Raw genomic sequence first — 21,318 nt, 5'->3', positions numbered from 1 at the left:
AACCCCGGTGCGTGCTTCGAGCCACGCCGTCTAAGCCCTGAGCACGAGCGCTCCGCCGGTCAGTCCCGCCCCCGCCGCCGTCAGCAGCAGGGTCTCCCCGGGCGCGATCGGGCGCGCCTCGTGCGCGAGGGCGAGCGACAGGGGGATGGTCGCGGCCGAGGAGTTGCCGAAGGCGGCGATGGTCGAAACCATGGCGTCGTCGCGAACCCCGAGCTTCGCCCCGACCGCCGAAAAGATGCGGGCGTTGGCCTGGTGCGGCACGAAGCGGTCGATCGCCTCGGCGGAGAGGTTCGCCTCCGCCAGCGCCTCGCCCGAACAGGCCGTCATCAGCCGCACGGCGTCCGCGAACAAGCCGCGGCCGTCGGCGATAGTCATTCGCGTGTCCTCGATCGGCATGCCCTCGGCGTAAGGGAGGCTGCTGCCGCCGGCGGGGATGCCGACAAGCCCGTAGCCCGCTCCGTCGGAGGCGAGCGACAGGCCTAGAACGCCTCGGTCCGGATCGTTGGAGGGCGCGACCAGGACCGCGCCTGCGGCGTCGGCGAACAGCACGGCGCTGCCGCGCTCCGAGAAGTTGATCCGGCGGCTGAGCAGGTTGGCGGCGATGACCAGCGTCGGCCGGCCATGGGCGCGGACATGGGACTCCGCCAGCGCCAGCGCGTAAAGGAAGCCCCCGCAGGCGCCCGCGAGATCGATGGCGCCGGATCGGCTCAGTCCCAGCCGATGCGCGACTAGCGGCCCCGTGGGCGGCAGCAGCTGGTCGGGCGTCGAGGTCGCGAGCAGAGTGAGGCCGACGGCGGCGCGGTCGATCCCGGAGGTCGCCAGCGCGCGTTCGCCGGCCTCGACCGCGAGCCCCGACAGCGTTTCGCCCTCGACGGCCCAGCGCCGCTCCCGGATGCCGGTGCGGCGCTCGATCCAGCCGTCGTCGAGGCCGAGCTTCGCTTCGATCTCAGCGTTCGCGACCCGTCGCGCGGGCGCAGCCCAGCCAAAGCTGGCGAGGCGGGTTCCCCGGGCTTTCATCGCGGGCCGCCGATCAGCCCGGCGGCCTCCTCGAACGCGTCGTACAGCCGGTCGAGCTCGGCCTCGGTCACGCAGTAGGGCGGCATCAGGTAGAGCACCTCGCCGAGCGGGCGCGCCAGCAGCCCACGCTCGAGGAAGAAGCCCCGAAGTGTCAGCCCGATCTCCGCGAGATAACCCGTGTCGGGCGCCACGAGGTCGACCGCGGCGATGGTGCCGCAGACCCTGGGGTTCGCGAACCGCGGGTCGCCCTCGAACCGCGCGACCCTCTTCGCCTGCGCCGCCGCGAGCGCCGCGATCCGCGCCCGCACCGGCTCGTCGCGCCAGACCCCGAGATTGGCGACCGCCGCCGCGCAGGCGATCGGGTTCGCGGTGTAGGACGACGAGTGGAAGAAGGTCTTGGAGCGGTCGGTCGACAGATGCGCCTCGAAGATCTCGGCCGTCGCGAGCGTCGCCGCGAGCGGAACCGCGCCGCCGGTGAGCCCCTTGGAGGTGCAGAGGATGTCCGGCGAGAGCCCGGCCTGCTCGCAGGCGAAGAGCGAGCCGGTGCGGCCCCAGCCCGTCATCACCTCGTCGGCGATCACCAGCGCGCCCGCCTCGCGAGCGATCCGGGCGAGCTCCGCCAGCACCGAGGGCGGGTACATGCGCATGCCGCCGGCGCCCAGCACCAGCGGCTCGACGATCAGCGCCGCGACTCCGCCGTCGCGCGCGAGCTGCTCGAGCCGGTCGAGCGTCGCCTGCTCGCGGCCAGGCGCCGGAAACGGCAGGCGGGCGACGTCAAACAGCAGCGGTTCGTAGGCCGCGTTGAACACGCTGCGCTCACCCACGCTCATCGTGCCGATGGTGTCGCCGTGGTAGGCGCCCTCCAAAGCGACGATCGTCGTGCGCCTCTCGCCGCGGTTGGCGAAGGCGCCCAGCGCCATCTTGAGCGCGACCTCGACCGCGGTGGAGCCCGAGTCGGAATAAAACACATGAGCGAGGCCCGGCGGGGCGATCGCGACCAACTCCCGCGCGAGCCGCTCCGCGGGCTCATGGGTCACGGTGGCGAAGATCATCTGGTCAAGGCTGTCCGTCGCCGCGCGGATCGCCGCCATGATGTGCGGCTGGCGGTGGCCGTGGGTCGTCACCCACCACGACGAGATCGCGTCCAGCAGAGCCCGGCCATCGGCGGTGTGGAGATAAGCCCCTTCGGCGCGGACGATCACCGGTGGATCGGGCTCGACCGCATGCTGAAAGAACGGACGCCAGACGGGGGAGGTCACGACCTGAAATCCTCGACGTCGAACGCCGCTGCGAAGGCTGCGGCCAGCGCCTCTGGCGTGAGCGGATCGATCCGCGGCAGGCGTCCGAGGACCTTCGCGCCCGAAAAGGCGGCGATGGTCGCAATGGTGTCCGGGCGGTCGTCGCCGACGAACGCCACGCCCAGCGCCGCGATTCCACGGGCGCGCAAAGCCTCGAGCGACAGCAGCGTGTGGTTGATCGTGCCGAGCTCCGTACGAGCCACCAGCACCACCGGAAAACCCCAGCGCGCGAAGAGATCGATGGTGAGCAGCGAGCGCGTGAGCGGCACGAGCAGGCCGCCTGCGCCTTCGATCACCAGCCGGCTGTCGACCTGAGGCGGGGCGAGGCTTTCGACGTCGATCGTCACGCCGTCAATCTCTGCGGCGACGTGCGGAGAGGCGGGCGTCTGGAGCCGGTAGGCCTCGGGAATGACGCGCTCCGGCGACAGCCCGGCGAGCGCCGCCACCGAGGCGCTGTCGGTCGCCTCGTCTAGCCCCGCCTGCACCGGTTTCCAGTAGCGCGCGCCGAGCGCGCGCGTCAGGGCTGCGGCGAACACGGTCTTGCCGACCCCGGTGTCGGTTCCGCTGATGACGATCGGGCTCATGCCGCAGCGGCCGTCAGAACCTCGGCGACGGCGTCGATCAAGGCGGCGACCTCGTCCTGGGACACGTTCAGCGTGAGCGAGATCCGGAGCCGGGCGGTCCCCTCCGGCACGGTGGGCGGACGGATGGCGCGGCAGTCGAAGCCCGCGGCCTGCAGCCTGCGGGCGGCCTGCGCCGCGCGCGCGTTGAGCCCGAGAATGACCGGCTGGATCTGCGTGCCCGTGGGAGCGACGCCGAGGCGCCCGAGCCGTTCGGAGGCGACCGCGATCCGCGCCTTCAGCGCCGAGCGGCGCTCGGGTTCGTTTGCGACGATCCTGAGGCTCTCCCGCACGGCAGCCGCCATCAGAGGGGAGGGGGCGGTGGCGTAGATGAAGGGTTTCGCGCGGTTGACGAGGAAATCGACGATGGCGGCCGGGCCCGTGACCAGAGCGCCGGACGCCCCCAACGCCTTGCCGCAGGTGTGCACCGAGATCAGCGCCTCGCGGCCCTCGAAGGCCTCGCCGAGGCCGCGGCCCGTCGCGTCGAACACGCCGGTGGCGTGGGCCTCATCCAGCAGCAGGAAGCCGTCTTGGGCCTCCGCGATCGCCAGCAGATCGGCGACCGGCGCCATGTCGCCGTCCATGGAGTAGAGGCTTTCGGCCGCGATCCAGGGCGTCCCGCGCCCTCCCTGGGCGCGCCAGGCCCGGATGGCGTCCTCGAACGCTTGCGCGTCGTTGTGGGCGGCGGCGGCCACCTCGGCCTTGGTGGACCTCAGCCCCTCGTGGATGCTGGCGTGCACCAGAGCGTCATGAACGACGAGATCGCCGCGCTGGGGAAGCGCCGCGACGAGCGCGACGTTCGCCGCGTAGCCCGCGCCGAAGTAGAGCGCGCGCTCCGCTCCGAAGAACCTCGCGGCCTCCGCCTCCAGCGCCTCATGCTCCGGGTGGTTGCCGCGCAGCAGGCGCGAGCCGGCCGCGCCGACGGGGACCCCGCGGGCGGCGGCCTCAGCAACAGCCGTCGCCAGCCGCGGCGAGGCCGCCAGCCCGAGGTAGTCGTTGGAGGCGAAGTCGAGGCCTGCGCGCGGGATCAGCCGGCGCCGCTGGCTGCGCCGTTCGAGGCCGGCGAGCGCGGCCTCGAAGCGGGCGAGCCGGCTCACTCGGAGGCGTCCAGCGCCTCCGGCTGGATCCCGAGGCGGCGGAACAGCGCGGCGTCGTGGTCCTCGCCGGGGTTGTCGGCGGTCAGTAGCGTCTCGCCGACGAAGATCGAGTTCGCGCCGGCGAGGAAGCACAGCGCCTGGGTCTCGTCCGACATGTCGGTGCGGCCGGCGGAGAGCCGCACGTGGCTGGTCGGCATCATGATGCGGGCGAGAGCGATCGTGCGCACGAAGTCGATCGGATCGATCGGCGCGGCGTTCTCGAGCTTGGTGCCGGGGATCGGGATCAGCATGTTGATCGGCACGCTCTCGGGCGCTTCGGGCAGATTCGCGAGCGTGACCAGCATGTCCACCCGATCGTCCGCCGTCTCGCCCATCCCCAGGATGCCGCCGGCGCAGACCTTCATGCCGGCCTGGCGCACGTTGTCCAGCGTCTCCAGCCGGTCGGCGAAGGTGCGGGTGGTGATGACCTCGGCGTAGTATCGCTCCGAGGTGTCGATGTTGTGGTTGTAGTAGTCGAGGCCGGCGTCCTTCAGGCGGATGGCCTGCTCCGGCGACAGCATGCCGAGCGTCATGCAGGTCTCCATGCCGAGGCCCTTCACGCCCTCGACCATGGCGAGCACCATGTCCATGTCGCGCTCCTTCGGGCTCCGCCAGGCGGCGCCCATGCAGTAGCGCGTGGCGCCGCCGTCCCTGGCCTTCTTCGCCTCGTCGATCACGCGCTCGACCTCCATCAGCTTGGAGGCGGAGAGCTTCTGGCCCGGCATGCGAGCGGACTGGCTGCAGTAGCCGCAGTCCTCCGGGCAGCCGCCGGTCTTGATCGACAGCAGGCGCGACATCTGCACGGCGTTGGGATCGAAGTGGCGGCGGTGCACGGTCTGCGCCTGGAACAGCAGGTCCGCGAACGGCTGTTCATAGATCCGTTTCGCCTCCAGCCGCGTCCACAGCGCCTTCAGATGCGTGGAGGAGGAAGTCGTCGCCGTTGAATTCGGAAGCGCCATCGCCGCTCGCCCGCTCCGTGATCGCAGTGCAATACCGCCCCTTCGATACACGCATCGACCGGCGGTGGAAACGCCCTCCGAACGATCAAGGCCCGGAGGCAGATACGCGCCGAAAGCGCAAGCTTGGGGGGCACGTCCGCTCACGGCCGCTGATCTGTCGCAAATGCGCCACAGCGGCATACCGGGTCGACGCGTCGGTTTTGGGGAGGACGTTCAAGCGATCCTGCCGGCGTCGCCGACCGAAATGAGCGCCCCTCCTCGAATGAACTCGCTGCGATCGAAAAGCAGACGGAGGATTATCCGGATTGAAGCGGCCGTAAGGCCAATTACTTTAAGTTGAATACTCGATATGTAAGATAATTCTTTCATAAGAAATGTTTAAAGAACAAGTCGGACGTCGATATTTATTGCGGTCACGGGCGCAATGACAACTGAATTCTCATTATTCTAATTTTAATTCTAGACTAAATCTGTTGTATTCCTGCCTTAATCGCGGCTAGGTCCACGAAAATTCTCGTTAAAGGACCGCCGCGTATGTCTCGAACGCCGTTCGCTCTGTTTGCGACCGCCTCCATCGTCGCCTTGGCGACCGCGGGCGCCGCCCATGCCCAGACCGCTCCAGTCGAAGGCGCAACCACCACGCTCGAGGAGATCTCGGTCGAAGGCCAGGCCGCCCCCCGCCGCGACGGCGCGGCCGGCGTCGCGACGAACGACGGCTATGTGGCGAAGACGACCCGTACGGCCACCAAAACGGACACGCCGGTGACCGAGATTCCGGCGACGGTGAATACGGTGACGCAGAAGCAGCTGGATGATCGCCGGCCGCAGAATCTGCAAGAGGCGCTGAATTACACGCCGGGCGTGCGCACCGGCGCCTACGGTTTTGACCCGCGCTTCGACAGCTTCTACATCCGCGGCGTCGACGTCACCTACACCGGCGTGTTCCGTGACGGACTGCGCCAGTTCAGCAGCCCGAGCGGGTTGTTCCGGCTAGAGCCCTATGGCGTCGAATCCATCTCGGTGCTCAAGGGGCCCGCGTCGGCGCTGTATGGGGCGGGAGCGTCGGTCGGAATCATCGATCTGATCTCGAAGCGGCCGACCGATTACAAGTTCGGCGAGGTCGAGGTCCAGACCGGCTCGCATGAGCGCAAGCAGTTCAATTTCGACATCGGCGGCCCCGTGAACGATGAGGGCACGGTGCTTTACCGTCTCACGGGTCTCGCGCGCGACGCGAACACCGAACTGAAGTACGTTCCGGACGATCGCTATTTCATAGCGCCGGCCGTCACCTTCAAACCGAGCGACGAAACCGAGTTCACGGTCCTGACCGAGTTTATGCACGGCCGTACTGGCGGCTCGGCGGCGTACGTCAACCATTACGATGCTAACTTCGACTCGATCGGCGCGGTAAAGACGCCTCTAGCGAACGGCAAGTTCAACAACTTCACTCAGGATCAGGGTCGGGTGGGCTATGAGTTTCGCCACGACTTCAGCGATACGATCAGCGTCCACCAGAACGTGCGCTTCTCGGCGCTGACGCAGCGCGAAGAGTACAATGGGCGATACGACGAGATCTCGGAAGCAGGCGCGGCGGGGCTCGTAAAAGAGCAGTTCGTCGCATTAGCGGCTGACACCTATCTGAAGTCGAGGTTCGAGACCGGCCCCGTGGCGCACACGCTTCTCACGGGCGTCGACGTCAGCTTGCTGAAGTACTCCTCGAAGTACGCGCTGAGTTACTATACCGACCCCGACGATATCGAGGTTCCAAATTTTGGGTCGAGCGCTGCGACTCCGTTCAGATCGAAGCAGGATCAAAGCTTGGTCGGGATTTACGCTCAAGACGAGATGAAGATGGACGCTTGGCGCTTGACGCTGAATGGCCGCTACGACTGGTTCGATAGCACGTACAAATCCGATACAACGGCGCTCAATGGCGACCGCACGAAGGACACGCAAAAGCAGAACGACGGCAAGTTCACCGGCCGCGTCGGCCTGAGTTATGTCACGGATTTCGGCCTTACGCCCTATGTGGGCTACGGCACGTCGTTCGTGCCGAATCCCGGCACTGTCATTTCGGGCGAAGTGACCAGGCCGACCGTCGGCGAGCAGGTCGAGGCAGGGGTCAAGTATAAATTCCCGGACGTCAACGCCACCATCAACGCGACGGTCTTCAACCTCCAGCAGGATGACGGCGTTGTTTATGCTGTCGTCACGGACGACACCGGCTCGAACAACCGGCAGACGCAGCTTGACTTCCGCTCGCGCGGTTTTGAAATCGAAGCTTCGGGGACATTGGCGAACGGCGTCAACTTCGTGGCGTCCTACGCTTATGTGGACACCAAAATCGGCAAGCCCGACAGCATCAAAGGCAAGGACCTCACGAGCACGCCGAAGCACTCGTTTTCGATCTGGAGCGGCTATGACGCGCCGGATGGTGTCGCGAAGGGTCTGAGCCTCGGGGCTGGCGTGCGCTACACCGGCTATAACTACGGCGACAACAAGAACCGCTCGATCATCGCAAACAAGGCGCGCGCTTTCGTCGACGCCAAGGTCTCTTACGAACTCGAGAACCTGAACCCTCAGCTCAAGGGCGTGAAGCTGCAGGTGAACGCTACGAATCTGCTCGACAAGGTCGAACAGGTCTGCTCGTCGAACTACTGTTATTACGACGAGGGTCGGAAGGTCATCGCAAGCCTCAAGTATCAGTGGTGACCACGCATCCCGTGGCCGCGTCGCCGGCCGCCCGTCCTTCCGCGCCGCGGGTGATCGCGGCGATCGGGGGGATCTATGTGGCGCAGAGCGTGATCGGCGGGGTGACTTTCACGGGGCTTCCCGCCGTGCTGCGATCGGCGGGGCTTTCGCTCGGCGAGATCGGGCTGATCTTCCTCACAGTCCTGCCCTGGTCGTTCAAGTTCCTCTGGGCGCCCGCCGTTGAGCGCTACCGGCTGCCGCGGGGCCGGCCGCACCGGTCGCGGGCGGTGGTCGCGATCGGCGGGTCGATCGCGGCCGGCGCTCTGGCGCTCGCCGGCCTGTTCGGCCCGGCCGCGCTTGGACCGCTCGTCGTCTCCCTCGTGGTCGCAGCCTTCGCCACGGCGACGGTCGACATCGCCTGCGACGGCTATGCGGTCGAAAGCCTCGCCGAGCGTCACCGCGGCTGGGGCAACGCGGCGCAGGTTGGCGGCGCTTACATGGGCTCCGCCATCGGCGGCGGCCTGTTCCTCGTGCTGGTCGACCACGTCGACTGGGGGCCCGCGACCTGGGTCATGTGCGGCGTGCTGGTCGCGCTCGGCGCGCTGTTCGTGTTCGGCCGCGACGGCCGTCCCGCGGCGCCGGCCGACGCCCCCCGCCCCAGCCTGATGGCGGCCTTGAGGCGGCCGGAGGTGCGCGCGGGCCTCGCGCTCACCGCGCTGTTCGTCGCAGGCCAGAAGTGGATCCTGCTCGTCATCGGCCCGTTTCTGGTGGACGCCGGGCTCGGCCTGTCCACGATCGGCGTGCTGAACGGCGTGGGCGCGACCGGCGCGGGGCTGCTCGGCGCTTTGGCGGGCGGCGCCGCTGCCCGGCGGTTCGGCGCGGAGCGGATCGCGATCGGGGCGCTCGGGCTCCAGTGCGCGCTCGCGGCGGCCCTCGCCGCCTGCGCGTTGCTCCACGTGCGCGACCCCGGGCTGCTCGGCGCCATCGTCGTCGCCAACTCCGCGATCATGGCTCTCGGGTTCGTCGCGCTCTACGCGCGGCTGATGGGCTACGCCTCCCCAGATCAGGCAGGCGTCGACTTCACGCTGTTCCAGTGCATGGACGGCATCGTCAGCCTGATCGGCTGGTACCTCGCGGGCTACCTCGCGGACGGCTTCGGCTACGCCGCGTCCTTCGCGCTTGCGACGGCCGTCGCGCTGCTCGCGAGCGCGACGCTGCCGATCCTGTTCGCGCGCGCCGACCGCAGGGTGGCCGCAACGTCGGCTTAAGCTCGTCGGAGTCTCCGTCGGCCGCAGCGCGGAGACTCCGGCGTTCGTCGTCGTCAGCCGAACAGCGGCTCGCTGCCGATCGGGTTCGACGCGGGAACGAACACGAAGTCGTCCCGCGTGAGCGCCGTCACGCCGTCCAGCGTCGCGATCAGGTACTTCTCGCCGTCGCCCGCGCCGTCCTGATCGAACCAGAGCTGGTGCGAACCCGCGTCGAAGATGAAGCCGCGGGCGGCCGTGCTCGCTTCGGTCCCGAGCGTCAGCGTGAAGTCGGCGGCGGGGCCGAACTCCTCGATCGAGACCTGGATCTTGTCCCCCTCGGCGGACGAGAAGTCGGTGATCCGGTCGTTGCGGGCAGCGAAGTCAAATCCGATCGGATATCCGCCCGTCCCCGGGTCGTAGATGTACCGGTAGGCGAGGTCCGACATGTCGAAGATGTCGGCGCCTTGGCCGCCGGTCAGCAGGTCCGCGCCCATCCCGCCCTGCAGGGTGTCGTTTCCGCCGCGGCCGTCGAGAGCGTCGCTGTCGCCGCCGCCGTAAAACGCATTACTCTGCGCGTCGCCGCGCATGACGTCGTCCGCGTCCGTCGCAACAAAGGCCTCCACGCTGCGGAACCGGTCGCCTCGAAGCAGGCCGTCGTTCAGGGCGTTGTCCGCAAGGTCAAGGACGAGCCCGGTGTCGTAGGAGGCTGCGATTACCGTGTCGAAGCCCGCTCCGCCGACGATGACGTCCTTGCTCGGCAGCGTGTAATAGAAATCGTTCTCCTGCAGGTAAAACACGTCGTCTCCGGCGCCGCCGAACAGCGTGTCCGCGCCATACCCGTCCATCAGAACGTCGTCGCCGCCGAGACCGTCGAGCCGGTCGTCGCCTGCTCCGCCGGACAAGGTGTCGGACAACTCTCCGCCGCTCACCTGGTCGTTCCGAAAGCCGCCCAGGAAATCCAGCTTCTCGAAGCCTGAGAACGAAGCCCCCGACGCGAACTCGAAACTGCCGTCGGAGAAGGCGAAATCCTCGCCGGCCCAGGAATTCCTGAAGCGGATCTGGAGCACGTCGGAACCGTCGCCGCCAACAGCGATATCGGAAACGCCCGCGCGGATGAGGTCGTCGCCGGCGCCTCCCAGAAGAACGTCGCGCTGCTGGTCGCCGTCGTAGTCGTCGTCGCCGAAGAGAGTGTCGTTGCCTGATCCGCCGTCCAGGGTGTCCTCACCGTCCTGGCCGTCCAGCTCGTCGTCGCCGTCTTGCCCCTTAAGGAGGTCAGCGCCCATGCCGCCGTGGAGCGCGTCCGCGCCCCGACCGCCGTAGAGGCGATCGTCGCCGCCGTCGCCGTCGAGATGGTCGTCGCCGACGTCGCCGACCAGAGCGTCCGCGCCCGCGCCGCCGCTGAGATCATCGTCGCCTGCGTCGCCGAAGAGTCGGTCGTCGCCGTCGCCGCCCCCCAACTCGTCGTCACCGCCGAGCCCGCTGATCAAATCCCTGCCGGCGCCGCCGTACAACGTGTCGTCCAGCAGCCAGCCCGAGAGGGTGTCGTTTCCGGAGCCCCCGACGATGTCGAACTGCTCGATGCCCTTGAACAGGAAGGCCCCGGGCACGCGGGTGGTGTATGCGGGATCGTTCGGCGCGAAGACGAGCGCCTCAAGCCGTCCGGCGAAGCTCGCGGACAGGGTGTCGATCCCGGCGCTGTCGGTCGCTAGTGGACCGTCGCCGTCGACCCGGTCGCCCATCATCTGGGAGAGGTTCCCGACGGAGATGTCGTCGCTTCCAGCGCCGCCGATTAGCGTATCGCCGCCTGCGCCCCCAGCCAACCGGTCGGAGCCGCCGCCGCCCTCGAGGCGGTCGGCTCCATCCTCGCCGTACAGCCAATCGTCGCCGCTCTCGCCGAAGAGCTGATCGTCTCCGGCGCGCCCATACAGCTGGTCGCCGCCAAAGCCGCCGCGGACCGTGTCCGCAAGTTCGGCTCCGTAGATGTAGTCATAGTTGTCGCCGCCGGTCAGGACGTTGTTCCGACCGGGCGTGCCATAGAGGGTCGCCACCGATATCTCCGCTGCTGCTCTCCCCCCGGAGAGTGAGCGAAGACTAGCGGAAGCGAAGCCGCCTGAAATCACGCTCACGAGTCCGTGAGCGCTGTTTCAAAGCCTATCCAAAGGAATTTAGTTAGACAGCGGCGGGGGCCTTAAGCCGACTTGTCGACCCCCGCGGTCTCACTGGTCGCGCCCGGCTTCGGGCCGCCGCGGGCGACGCCCACCATTGCGGGGCGCAGGATGCGGTCGCCGATGACGTAGCCCTCCTGCACCACCTGAACCACGGTGCCGTTCGGCACGCTCGGGTCAGGGGCCTCAAAGATCGCCTGGTGGAAGTTCGGGTCAAAGGGCTGGCCCTTGGGCTCCAGCTTTTGCACGCCGTTCTTCTCGAGCGACTTCAGCAGTTCCTTCTCGGTCAGCTCCACGCCTTCCACGAGCGCCGTGAGGATCGGGTCGGCGGGCGCGCCGCCCGCCGCGGCGGCGTCGAGCGCGCGGCGGAGGTTGTCGGCGACGCCGAGCAGATCGCGGGCGAAGGAGGAGATCGCGTAGCGGCGGCCGTCCTGCACCTCGCGCTCGGTGCGGCGGCGCAGGTTCTCCATCTCGGCGTGGCTGCGGAGCAGCCGGTCGCGCAGGTCGTTGACCGCGGCCTCCAATTCGGCGGTGCGGTCCGCCGGCGCCGGTTCGGCGACCTCGGCCTCGATGGTGGCGTCCGCGCGTTCCTCGTCGGTCTCGGGCGTCGCCGCCGGTCCGGCGGCGGTCGGGGCGACCGTCTCGGCGGTCTCGCTGGTGGCGTTGCGGGGCGAAGTCGGGTCCGGCATCGCGCGCCTCTTCTTCAAGTCTGCGAAAGGGATGGGGCGGGCCGGATATCAGGCGCGCCGACCCAAAAATCAAGCGTGGCCCGCGTCAGTCGATCCGCACGTTCGCCGACGCCGTCGCGCCCGCGCCATCGGTCACGGTAACGCGGGCGAAGCCGGGACCGGCGACGGTCCACGCCGCGTCGCGGCGGCGCTGGGGCGGCAGCGGGCGGCCGTCCACGAGCCAGCGGAACGGCGCGACGCCGCCCGCGGCCTTCAGCGTGAGTTCGGAGCCCGCGCCGACTTCGACCCGCGCGCCGTCGGGCGGGAAGGCGACCGCAAGCGGCGGCGCCTCGGCGGAGCCGTCGGCCGCGAGCGTCCCAACCGGGCGAAAGCGTCGCAGCGCCTGGGGGAGCTCGCTCAGGGCCGCCAGCGCCTCCGGCGGCTCCGGGCTCAACGGGACGACGTCGCGCCCGAGCCGGGCGAAGGCGTCGAACAGGATCGGCGCCGCCGCGTCGCGGCCAACGAGGCCTGCGCTGGACGCGCCGTCCGGGCGCCCCGCCCAGACCGCCACCACATGCGCGCCGTCGAAGCCGACCGCCCAGGCGTCGCGGTAGCCGTAAGACGTGCCGGTCTTGAACGCGATCCGGCCCCCGAGCGCCGCCTGCGGCGGCGGGCTTTTGAGCAGAGCCGCGGCCACCTGCGCGGCGGCGATCGGGTCCAAGAGGCGGCGGCCGGGCCCTGCTGGGTCGGCAAGCGCCAGGGGGTCGTCGGCAAGCGGCGTCGTCGCGCCGCCCCGTGCGAGGCCGGCGTAAAGCGTCGCCAGATCCACAAGCCGCACGCCGAGGCCGCCGAGCGCGACGGCGAGGCCTGGCGCCTCCACGCCCGGCAGCGAGACCTGCGCGCCGGCGCCGCGCAGCCGCGCCACGAACCGCGTCGGCCCCACCGCTTCCAGCAGCGCGACAGCCGGGATGTTGAGCGACAGCGCCAGCGCCTGCGCGCAGGAGACCGTGCCGTGGAATCCTTCGTCGAAGTTTCGTGGGGCGTAGGCGCCGAAGCGCGCGGGCCGGTCCTCGATCAGGGTTTCGGGCGCGGCGACGCCATTCTCGAAGGCGAAGCCATAGATGAACGGCTTGAGGGCCGATCCCGGGGAGCGCACGGCGCGGGTCTGATCGAGGCTCCCGGCGCGCGAGGCGTCGAAGTAGTCGGCCGATCCTACCGAGGCCTCGATCGCGCCGGTCCGGTGGTCGGCGACGAGGATCGCGACCGAGAGGCCGGGCCCGAGCGATCGGGCGCGGTCGCGGGCGAGGTCCTCCAGCGCGCGCTGCAGGTCGCGCTTCAGCGTCAGGCGCGCCACGCCGCCCGGACCGACCCTGAGCGCCGCCGCCTCGGCGGCATGGGCGGCGAGGTTGGGGAAGGGGCGACGGCCCGTGGGCACGGGCTCTTCGCGGGCGTAGGCGGCTTCGGCCGGCGCGAGCTCTCCGGCGGCGACCAGCCGGTCGAGCACATGGTCGCGGGCGGCTTTCGCCGCAGCGACGTCGCGGTCGGGGCGGCGGGCTTCGGGCGCCTGGGGGATAGCGACCAGCAGCGCGGCCTCGGCGACCGAGAGCCGCCCTGGCTCTTTTCCGAAATAAGCGAGGCTTGCGGCGCGTACGCCTTCCAGGTTGCCGCCGTAGGGCGCGAGCCGGAGGTAGAGGTCGAGCACGCCGCCTTTGCCGACCGCGCGTTCAAGCGCCAGCGCCGCCCCCATCTCGCGCCACTTGCGGGCGAGCGTGCGGTCGCGGGCGTCCGGCGCAAGCAGCCGGGCGACCTGCATGGTGAGCGTCGAGCCGCCCGACACCACGCCGCGATGGAGCGCCGCCTGCCCAATGGCTCGGAGCGCCGCCAGCGGGTCGACGCCGGGATGGGAGAGGAAGCGCTTGTCCTCATAGGTCGTCAGGAAGCGCAGAAAGCGCGGATCGACCTCGTCCTTGCCCGCCGGCAGGCGCCAGGCGCCGTCGACCGCCGTAAACGGGCGCAGCAGCCGGCCGTCGCGGTCGAGCACGAGCGTGGAGAGCTTGTCGGCCCGGCCGGGGGAGGGCGCGGGCATTGAGGCGAGGCTGATCGCGGCGGCGGAGCCGGCGACGAGGATCGCGAGCAGCGCGGAGGCCGCGAGACGCGCGGGACGGGAGCTACGGCCGGCCATCAGCGCGGACCTCTGCGCTAGCGCGTCATCCCGGACGGCCCGCAGGGCCGAGCCGGGATCGTAGGACGGCTGCACGAACTCGGACGCGCCGGTCTCGCGGACAGCTCGATGCGATCCCGGCTCTCCGCAGCTTCGCCGCTGCGGCCGTGATGACGGCTTGAGCCCCGCTCCCTGCTCACCGCGCCGTCACCTCGAGGCGGCCGGCGCCAGTGCGGGCGAAGCGGGCGGGACGGTACATGTCCTCGACGGTCGCCGCCGGCTGTGCGTAGACGCCGGGCGCGACCGCGCGCACGACGTAGGCGGCGGCGTAGATCGCGTCGCCGCCGGCTTCGCGGTCGAAGGCGGCCACGAAGCGGTCGTCGCGGAACTCGGCGTGGGTCGCCGACGGCTGCTCGCTGAGGAACGACAGCGCCGGCAGCTTCGCGCTCGACACCAGTTCGGGGTTGTCGATCTCGAAGCCCGCCGGCAGACGGTCCACCACCAGCACGCGGCCCTGCGCCGGCTCTGGCTCCGTGACGGTCAGCACCACCACGAGACGGGTGTTCTGCGCCACCTTCGAGGGGTCCACCTCGACGCCTGCGGTCGTGTAGTAGCGCCGCTCGAGCTGGAAGCCGTTCTCGGACGGAGATTCCGGCGCCAGCGGCGCGCCTTTCACGGTTACTACGGCCTCGAGCGCCGTCTCCCCGGCGTTGGCGATGCGCGAGGGGCCGGCGACGAGGCGATCGGGGGGATAGACCGCGCTTAGCGGCCCGTTGTGCGCGGCGCCGTCGACCGTGAGCGTGAGGTCCGCGCTCTCGGCGCGCTGGGCGCGGGCGGCGAGCAGCAGCCAGGCGTTCTCCTGCGTGGAGAAGGTGATGCGGTCCGCGCGCGCGGCGCCGATCCGCCGAAGGGCCGCGGGCGCGATGCTGGCGCCGACGCGCGCTTCGGAGGCCAGCGCCACGATCGCCGCCTGGTCGCGCAGCGCGGAGCCGAAGTCGGTGCGCGCCGCTTCGTCCGCCTCGGCGCCTTCCGCCGCCGCAAAGGCTTTCGCGGCGCGCGTGCGGTCGCCGATCTGCGCCAGGGCCGCGCCGATCTGAGCGCGGGCGAGCGGGCTCGCGAACTCGGCGAGCTTCACGTCGGCGAGGTAGCGCAACTCGCCGACGAGCGCGCGGCCCGAGCGGGCGAGCACATAGTGCGCGTAGGCGATGTCGCTGTCAGTGGAGTCCTGGCGCAGGCCGATCGCGTTGCGCAGGTTGTCGAGCGCGAGCTCGAGCGAGCGCTGCGGCACGGCGGCGTCGGCCGCGCGTGCGCGGGCCAGCACATCGGTCACATAGGCGTCGAGCCAAAGGTCTCCGCCCTCCGCCGACCACAGACCGAACGAGCCGTTCGAGTCCTGCCGCGACAGCACGCGGGCGATGATGTCGCCGATGCGGGCCGTCACGTCGGCCGGCCGCACGCCGGCGGTCTGCGCCGAGAGGCCGAGCTGGTCGCCGTAGATCAGCGCCAGCAGGCGGCTCGAGAGCTGCTCCGAGCAGGCGTAGGGGTAGCCGTCGAGCGCTTGGCGGAAGGTGGCGCCGTCGAGCGCGCCGGGCTTGCCGACCGACACCGCGACCTCGCCCGTGCCGGGCACGAGGTCCTTGAGCATGTCGGTCCCGACCGTCAGCCCCGCGCCCTTGGCGAGCGCGACCACGCTGCGGCGGGAGACGGGCGCGGTCGCGGGCTTCACCTCCAGCGCAAGCGCTTGGACGTAGACGCGGCCGTCCGGCCCGCGCAGCGCCACGTCGAGGCGCGCCGCGCCTATGCCCTTCGCCATCAGCGGGATATCGACCGCCGCGCGCTGTCTCGCGGCGAGCGTGATCGGCTTGGCCGTCGCCGTGCCGGTGAGCGGCCCCGAGACGCGGACGTCGAGCGCGTAGTCGCCGGCGGGGCCCGCGACGTTGTCGAGGTCGAGCCTCAGCCGCGAGCGGTCGCCGTCGGCGAGGAACCGCGGCAGCGCCGCGGTGACCACGACCGGGTCGGCGACGGTCACGTCCTTCGAGGCGTGGCCGAGCTTGGTCGCGGACCACGCGACAGCCATCAGCTTGACCGTGCCGTTGAAGGCGGGGAGCGCGAAGGCGACGTTGGCCGTTCCGCTCGCGTCCGCCGCCACGATTCCGGAGAACAGCGCCAGCGGCGCCTGCGTCGGCGTGTCCTGCAGGCCGCCGGCGCCGGCGCCGTCGCCGCCGGACCGCAGCTTGCCGCGCTGCGCGTTCATGCCGTCGATCAGCTGGCCGTAGAGGTCGCGAAGCTCAGCCGCGAGCTTGCGCTGGCCGAAGACCACGAGGTCCGGCGCGGGCGGGACGTAGCCCGTGAGGTTGAGGATGCCCACGTCGACGGCGGCGACCGTCACATAGGCCTGCTCGCCGGCGGCGAGGCCAGCGAGCTTTACGGGAACCGAAAGGGTCGTTCGGGGCTCCGCCGCGTCGGGGGCGCCGAGCGAGACGCCGAGCGTCCGGTCGCGGGCGTCAATCTGGGCGTGCGCCACCCCGACCGCGCGCCCCGGCATACGGCTCGCCTTGGCGTCGAGCGGGCGATGGACGAAGGCCACCACATAGGCGCCCGGCCGCCACGCCTCAGTGACGGGGAAGGACACGGTTGCGCCCTTGTCCGTCACGTCGAGCGTCGTCTGGTCCACGACGCCAGCGCCCACCACCAGCACGGTGGCGCGTCCGGCGAAGCGCGAGGAAAGGGTCGCGGTCGCGGTCTCGCCCGGGCGGTACGCCGGCTTGTCGAGCGCCACGTCCAGCACGTCGGGGGAGTCGGCCGAGGCCGCGGCGTAGAACCCGGCGTCGAAGGTTACGCTGGTGGCGGGCCCCTGGGGATCCGGCGTTTCGACCTCGAGCCGATAGCGGCCATAGGCGGTCTTGGCCTCGATCTTCGCCGGCGCGGCCGCCGCCGCGTCGACGGTCCCGTCGGCCACCCGCCGGGTCCGGGTCACGGTCTCAAAATTCCAGCGGCCATTGGAGGCGTACCACTGGTAGTCCGTCTCGAGCCTCAGAAGCTGCCACTTCAGTCCGTTCGCGGCGACGGCCTTGCCGTCGGCGCCGACCATCGCGACGTCGAAGCGGGCGGTCTCGCCATCGCCGACGCGGTCTCGGAACAACGGCTTTACGCCGATCCGCGGCCCCGTTGCGGCGACGGGCAGCGTCACCGTGCGCTCAAGCGCCCGACCCGAGGGCTCCAGCAGCCGCAGCGCGATCTCGGCCTCGAGCGGCCGCGTTGTGTCCGGCAGCAACGGGCGGATGACGGTCACCCGCGCCTTGCCGTCCGCGTCGGTGCGCGGCAGGCCGTCGAGCGGCGTGCGGATGGGCGCGACCTGTTCGTCGCTGAGGCCGAAGCGGTAGCCCTCGAAGCCCGCGGGGGCGCGGTCGCTGACCTTCAGCGTGACCTCGCCCTCGAGCGCGAGGTCCGCCGCCCGCGCGCCGTAGAGCCAGCGGCCGTCTGCGTCGACGGCGGCGCCGGAGGCGCCGAGCGCGGGCGTGGCGGTCGAGAGCTTGAGGTCCAGCTTCTCCGGCACATAGTCTGCGACGAGAAAGGTGGCCGCGCCGCTCGGCGCGGCCTTCACGTCAGCGAAAGCCTCGACCCGCCACGTGCCGCCCATGGCCTGATCGACGAGCGGAACGTCGAGCGTGCGTCCGCCGGCGCCTGCGTCGGTCGTCACCGCCCGCCGGTCCTCGACGCCGTCAGGGCGCGTGACCACGAGCGTCAGAGGCAACCCTTCGACGCCCGCGCCCTTGTCGTCGCGGAGCAGCGCCGAGACGTGGACCGTCTCCTTCGAGCGATAGACGCCGCGCTCCGTGAACACCTGCGCGTCCAGCGGCCCCGGCGCCGCGCGGCCGCCGACGCCGCGGTCGGAGAGGTCGAAGCCGGGCTTCGTGAGGTCGAGGAACCCGTAGTCGCCGCCGTTCGCGGCCACCAGCACGGCCGGGGCGGAGCCGCCGGTCCCGCGCGTAAGCCCGGCCTCGAAGGTGACGAAGCCGGCGGCGTCCGTGGTGCGGGTCGCGAGCACCTCGTTGTCGCGCGCGACAAGCCTGAACTCGACGCCCTTCAGCGGCGCGGCGGAGGCGAGGGAGCGCGCGAAGGCCTTCACGCCGTCGGCGCCCGAGACTGCGGTGATCCCGAGGTCGGACACCACGAACCATTGGGTCGCCTGCGAGTCCCAGGGTTCCGGGTCGACGACGTTCTTCGGCCGCGCCGCCATCACGTAGACGCCGGGCGCAAGATGCGGCACGGCCTCGGAGACCGGGAAGGCGGTCGAGACGTCCTGGTTCTGCTTCCGCTCGATTGCGAGTTCGCCGGAGTAGACCGTCGCGGCGCTGTCGTCTCGCAGCTTCTGGATCGCCTCCGCGTTCAGCTGGCTCTGGAAATCGCCCGACACGACGGAGGGCGCGAGGCTGCGGTCGCCCACGCGGAAGATTTCGACCGTGGCGGCGTCGACGTTGACGGAGACCAGCGGCAGGCCTTGCTGGCCGGTCGAGGGCAACACGTAGTTGCGGCCGGTGAAGCGCACGCTCGGGCTTCGGTCGCGGACGTAGATGCGGAAGTCCTTCGAGGAGGGCAGAGGCTCGTCTACCTCGGAGGGCAGGCCTTGGCGCACGGTGAGATCGTAAGCTTCGCCGTGCTTCAGCCCGTCCACGCAGAGCTGCGAGTCATTGGCCGTCACCGCCGGATTTTCGGCGCCCTTCAGGATGACGTAAGGCGCAAAGTCGATGCGGCCCTTCGCGAGATTCTCGGAGAACTGCACGCAGGCCCGCGGCGACGAGGCGTCGGAGTCGATGGAGTAGTCGAGGGCACGGAAGCCGTGTTCGGCGCGAAGCTGCTCATAGGTCGTCTTGACCTCGGCGCTCGGCGCGGCGGCGAGGCTCGCCTTGTAGGCGTCGAGCGCAGGCCGGAAATCCTCCTTCGCTACCAAGGCGTTGGCGAGCACCGCGAGCGCGCGGGCGCGCGTCTTGGCGTCGGTCGAGAGCTCATAGGCGCGCCACGCCGCGCCGGTCGCCTGCTCGCGGAAGCTCTCGCGTTCGCTGTAGTCGTCGGTTTCGATGCGGGACAGCGCCACCGAAAGGTTGCGCCAGGCTTGTTCGCTCTTCGGATCCTTGCCCGCGGCGAGCGCCATGGTGACCGCCGCGTCGCGCCACTCGCCGGCCCGGATTTGCGCAATTCCCTGCTTCAGGATCTCGGCGACCGGGCGCGGGTCGGACGCGGCCTCGCGTTGGACGCGGGCCTGCAGCTTCAGCGCGCTCTGCAGCGCGTCGCGGTTCTGGAAGCCGGGGGATGTTTGCGCGGCGGCTGGAATCGCGAAGGCCAGCGCCGCTGCGAGGAGGCCGCCCTTGAGGGTCTTGGCGCGCAGTCGTGTCATCAGCGTTCCCCCGAACCCTGCGCCGCGCTTCGTCCCGGCGCTTGAGGGCGACCATAGCGCGGCGTCTCTGGCGGCGAAACGACCTCGTAGCGTTCACCGCTTCCTAAGGCTCGTTAAGCAAACTGCTCCCAAAGGCAGGAGATCTGAAATGGCGATGGCGGGTGCGGCTCCGCTCGGGGGCGCGCGGCAGAGGGTGCTTTTCCAGGGCGACCGTCGCTCGGAAGCCGCGCTCGTCCTGTTCATCTGGGCTGTCTTCGCCGTCATCACCGGCTATGTCGGCTACGCAGCGGCGATCGAGGGCATGTCGACCGACGACGCCATGCGGCTCGTCGAGGCGCGCGATTTCCTCGCCGGCCAGGGTTGGTACGATCTCCTGCAGCGGCGGCTCAATCCGCCGGACGGCGTTTTCATGCACTGGTCGCGCCTGATCGATCTCCCGATCGCGCTGCTGCTGGGGGCGTTCGATCGCGTCGCGGCGGCCGACGCCGCGCTTCGGCTCACGGTCACGGTCTGGCCGGCCCTGCCGCTTCTGCCGGCGCTGTTCGCCGTGGCGTCGCTCACCCGCTCGCTCGGCGGCGCGGGCGTGCTCGGCGCCTTCCTTTTCGTGATGTCGCCGGGGCCGATGTCCCGCTTCGCTCCCGGCATGATCGACCACCACGGACCGCAACTCGCGCTCGCGCTGATCATGCTCGCCTGCGCCTTGCGGCTCGATCGCTCGGCGAAAGCGGCCGCAGGGGCCGGCCTCGCAGGCGCAGCCATGCTCGCGATCGGCATGGAGACGCTCCCGACCGTCGCCGTGATCGCCGCCGCCATCGCCCTGCGTTGGGCCGTCACCGGCCCCGAGGTCGCGCGTGGGACTGCGGCTTTCGGCGCCGTCTTCGCCCTCGCCACCCTGGCGGCCTTCCTCATAGATGTCGCGCCCGAGCGCTGGCTTCTTCCGGTGTGCGACGCTCTCGGCCCCGCGCATCTCGGAGCGGCCGTCGTCGGCGGCTCCGGTCTCGCGCTCGCCACGCGCAGTCCGGGGGACGGAGCGGCGGCGCGATTCGCCGGCCTCGCGCTGATCGGCGTGATGGTGGTCCTCGTCGTCGCTTTCGTGGCCCCGGCCTGTCTCGGCGACCCTTACGCGGCGTTGCCCGAGATCGTCAGGACGGAGTGGCTCGAGCAAGTCTCGGAAGCGCGCGGAGCGCTCACATTCGCTCACGATGAACCGCAGTCGGCGCTCGTCATCGCCACGCTCGCTCTATCGGGAGTCGGCGCGGCGCTGTGGCTGAGCCTGCGATGCGCCGGGGGCGCGCGCTGGCGGGTCTGGACCGGTACGGCCGTGCTTGTGGTCAGCTGCCTCGTCGCCTGCTGGCAGGTGCGCGGGGCGACCTTCGCTCTGGCCTTCGCGATTCCCTTTCTCGCCGCCTGCATTACGGCGCTCGCGCGCTCCGGAGGCCCGCTCCGCGGCGCGCTCGGCCTCGTCGCGCTCAACCACACGACGCTCGCTGTTCTCGGCCTCGGCGCGGCGGCGGCTTTGGGTTTTCCAGCGAAGCCCTCCGCGTCCATGGCGGCCCGGCTGTGTCCGGTCGCCGATTACCGCGCGCTGAACGCGCTGACGCCCGGCCTGGCGCTGAACAACATCGACAGCGGCCCCCACATCCTCGCCTTCAGCCGTCTGTCGGCGGTCGCGGCGCCCTATCACCGCGACGTCGACGGCATCGCCGCGCAGATCGAAATGATGACCGGCAGCGAGGAGACCGCCCGCGCCGTCGCGCTGTCGCGCCGTGCGGCCTACGTCGTGCTGTGCCCCGGCAATCCGGGCGTGCGGGCCGAGCGCGAGAGGAATCCAACGGGCTTTGTGGCGAAAGCGCTAGGACCCACGCCGCCGGCGTGGCTCACGCCGATCGATCTTCCTCGGGGGACGACGCTGCGCGCGTTTCGGGTGTCGCCGTAAGGGCTTCCGCGACGACGGGCGGGGC

General features: G+C 70.4%; 12 protein-coding genes. 3 read left to right on the top strand and 9 right to left on the bottom strand.

Annotated elements, in window-relative coordinates; all coding sequences use genetic code 11:
* Positions 1 to 30: 30 nt before the first annotated feature.
* The 5 genes from METY_RS19595 to bioB are packed head-to-tail and all read right to left on the bottom strand — an operon-like array spanning position 31 to position 5,030.
* The gene (locus tag METY_RS19595) at positions 31 to 1,017 is read right to left on the bottom strand and encodes a beta-ketoacyl-ACP synthase III (RefSeq protein ID WP_103123077.1); all 987 of its coding nucleotides are present in this window, start codon (positions 1,015 to 1,017) and stop codon (positions 31 to 33) included.
* Positions 1,014 to 2,276, bottom strand: coding sequence for an adenosylmethionine--8-amino-7-oxononanoate transaminase (locus METY_RS19590; RefSeq protein WP_103123076.1), 1,263 nt, complete (start codon positions 2,274 to 2,276; stop codon positions 1,014 to 1,016). Before METY_RS19590 ends, METY_RS19595 begins: the two co-directional genes overlap by 4 nt.
* Entirely contained in the window at positions 2,273 to 2,899 is a 627-nt protein-coding gene (gene bioD / locus METY_RS19585; RefSeq protein WP_103123075.1) for a dethiobiotin synthase, read from the bottom strand. Before bioD ends, METY_RS19590 begins: the two co-directional genes overlap by 4 nt.
* Entirely contained in the window at positions 2,896 to 4,032 is a 1,137-nt protein-coding gene (locus tag METY_RS19580) for an 8-amino-7-oxononanoate synthase (RefSeq protein WP_103123074.1), read from the bottom strand. The genes bioD and METY_RS19580 overlap by 4 nt, the downstream gene beginning before the upstream one ends.
* Positions 4,029 to 5,030: a biotin synthase BioB gene (gene bioB, locus METY_RS19575; protein WP_103123073.1), complete on the bottom strand. Its 1,002-nt coding sequence runs from the start codon at positions 5,028 to 5,030 to the stop codon at positions 4,029 to 4,031. Before bioB ends, METY_RS19580 begins: the two co-directional genes overlap by 4 nt.
* 534 nt (positions 5,031 to 5,564) lie before the next feature.
* On the opposite strand from bioB, the gene METY_RS19570 reads away from it, so the two are divergent.
* Both METY_RS19570 and METY_RS19565 read left to right on the top strand, forming a co-directional pair.
* Positions 5,565 to 7,742, top strand: coding sequence for a TonB-dependent siderophore receptor (locus METY_RS19570; RefSeq protein ID WP_103123072.1), 2,178 nt, complete (start codon positions 5,565 to 5,567; stop codon positions 7,740 to 7,742).
* Positions 7,739 to 8,989 carry an MFS transporter gene (locus tag METY_RS19565; RefSeq protein ID WP_244593750.1) on the top strand — a complete coding sequence of 417 codons (1,251 nt, stop codon included), beginning with the start codon at positions 7,739 to 7,741 and terminating at the stop codon, positions 8,987 to 8,989. Before METY_RS19570 ends, METY_RS19565 begins: the two co-directional genes overlap by 4 nt.
* Positions 8,990 to 9,042: 53 nt before the next feature.
* Here the strand turns inward: METY_RS19565 and METY_RS19560 are convergent, their stop codons facing one another.
* The 4 genes from METY_RS19560 to METY_RS19545 all read right to left on the bottom strand — a co-directional run bounded on the left by METY_RS19560 (position 9,043) and on the right by METY_RS19545 (position 19,357).
* Positions 9,043 to 11,016, bottom strand: coding sequence for a calcium-binding protein (locus METY_RS19560; protein WP_103123070.1), 1,974 nt, complete (start codon positions 11,014 to 11,016; stop codon positions 9,043 to 9,045).
* Positions 11,017 to 11,156: 140 nt separating this feature from the next.
* On the bottom strand, positions 11,157 to 11,822 hold the full coding sequence (gene grpE, locus METY_RS19555) for a nucleotide exchange factor GrpE (protein WP_103123069.1): 666 nt from the start codon (positions 11,820 to 11,822) through the stop codon (positions 11,157 to 11,159).
* Positions 11,823 to 11,907: 85 nt separating this feature from the next.
* Complete coding sequence (pbpC, locus tag METY_RS19550; protein WP_103123068.1) at positions 11,908 to 13,983, bottom strand: penicillin-binding protein 1C; 2,076 nt, start codon at positions 13,981 to 13,983, stop codon at positions 11,908 to 11,910.
* Between the two features lie 175 nt (positions 13,984 to 14,158).
* Positions 14,159 to 19,357 (bottom strand): alpha-2-macroglobulin family protein, encoded by a 5,199-nt coding sequence (locus tag METY_RS19545; protein WP_103123067.1) that lies wholly within the window; start codon positions 19,355 to 19,357, stop codon positions 14,159 to 14,161.
* A gap of 148 nt (positions 19,358 to 19,505) precedes the next feature.
* Between METY_RS19545 and METY_RS19540 the strand changes: the two genes are divergently transcribed.
* Positions 19,506 to 21,293 (top strand): hypothetical protein, encoded by a 1,788-nt coding sequence (locus tag METY_RS19540; protein WP_103123066.1) that lies wholly within the window; start codon positions 19,506 to 19,508, stop codon positions 21,291 to 21,293.
* Positions 21,294 to 21,318: the final 25 nt, after the last annotated feature.

This window comes from Methylopila sp. Yamaguchi (genome assembly GCF_002897035.1).
GTDB lineage: Bacteria > Pseudomonadota > Alphaproteobacteria > Rhizobiales > Methylopilaceae > Methylopila.
The sequence above is the reverse complement of the archived record's forward strand: the minus strand, read 5'-3'. Positions and strand labels throughout refer to the sequence as shown.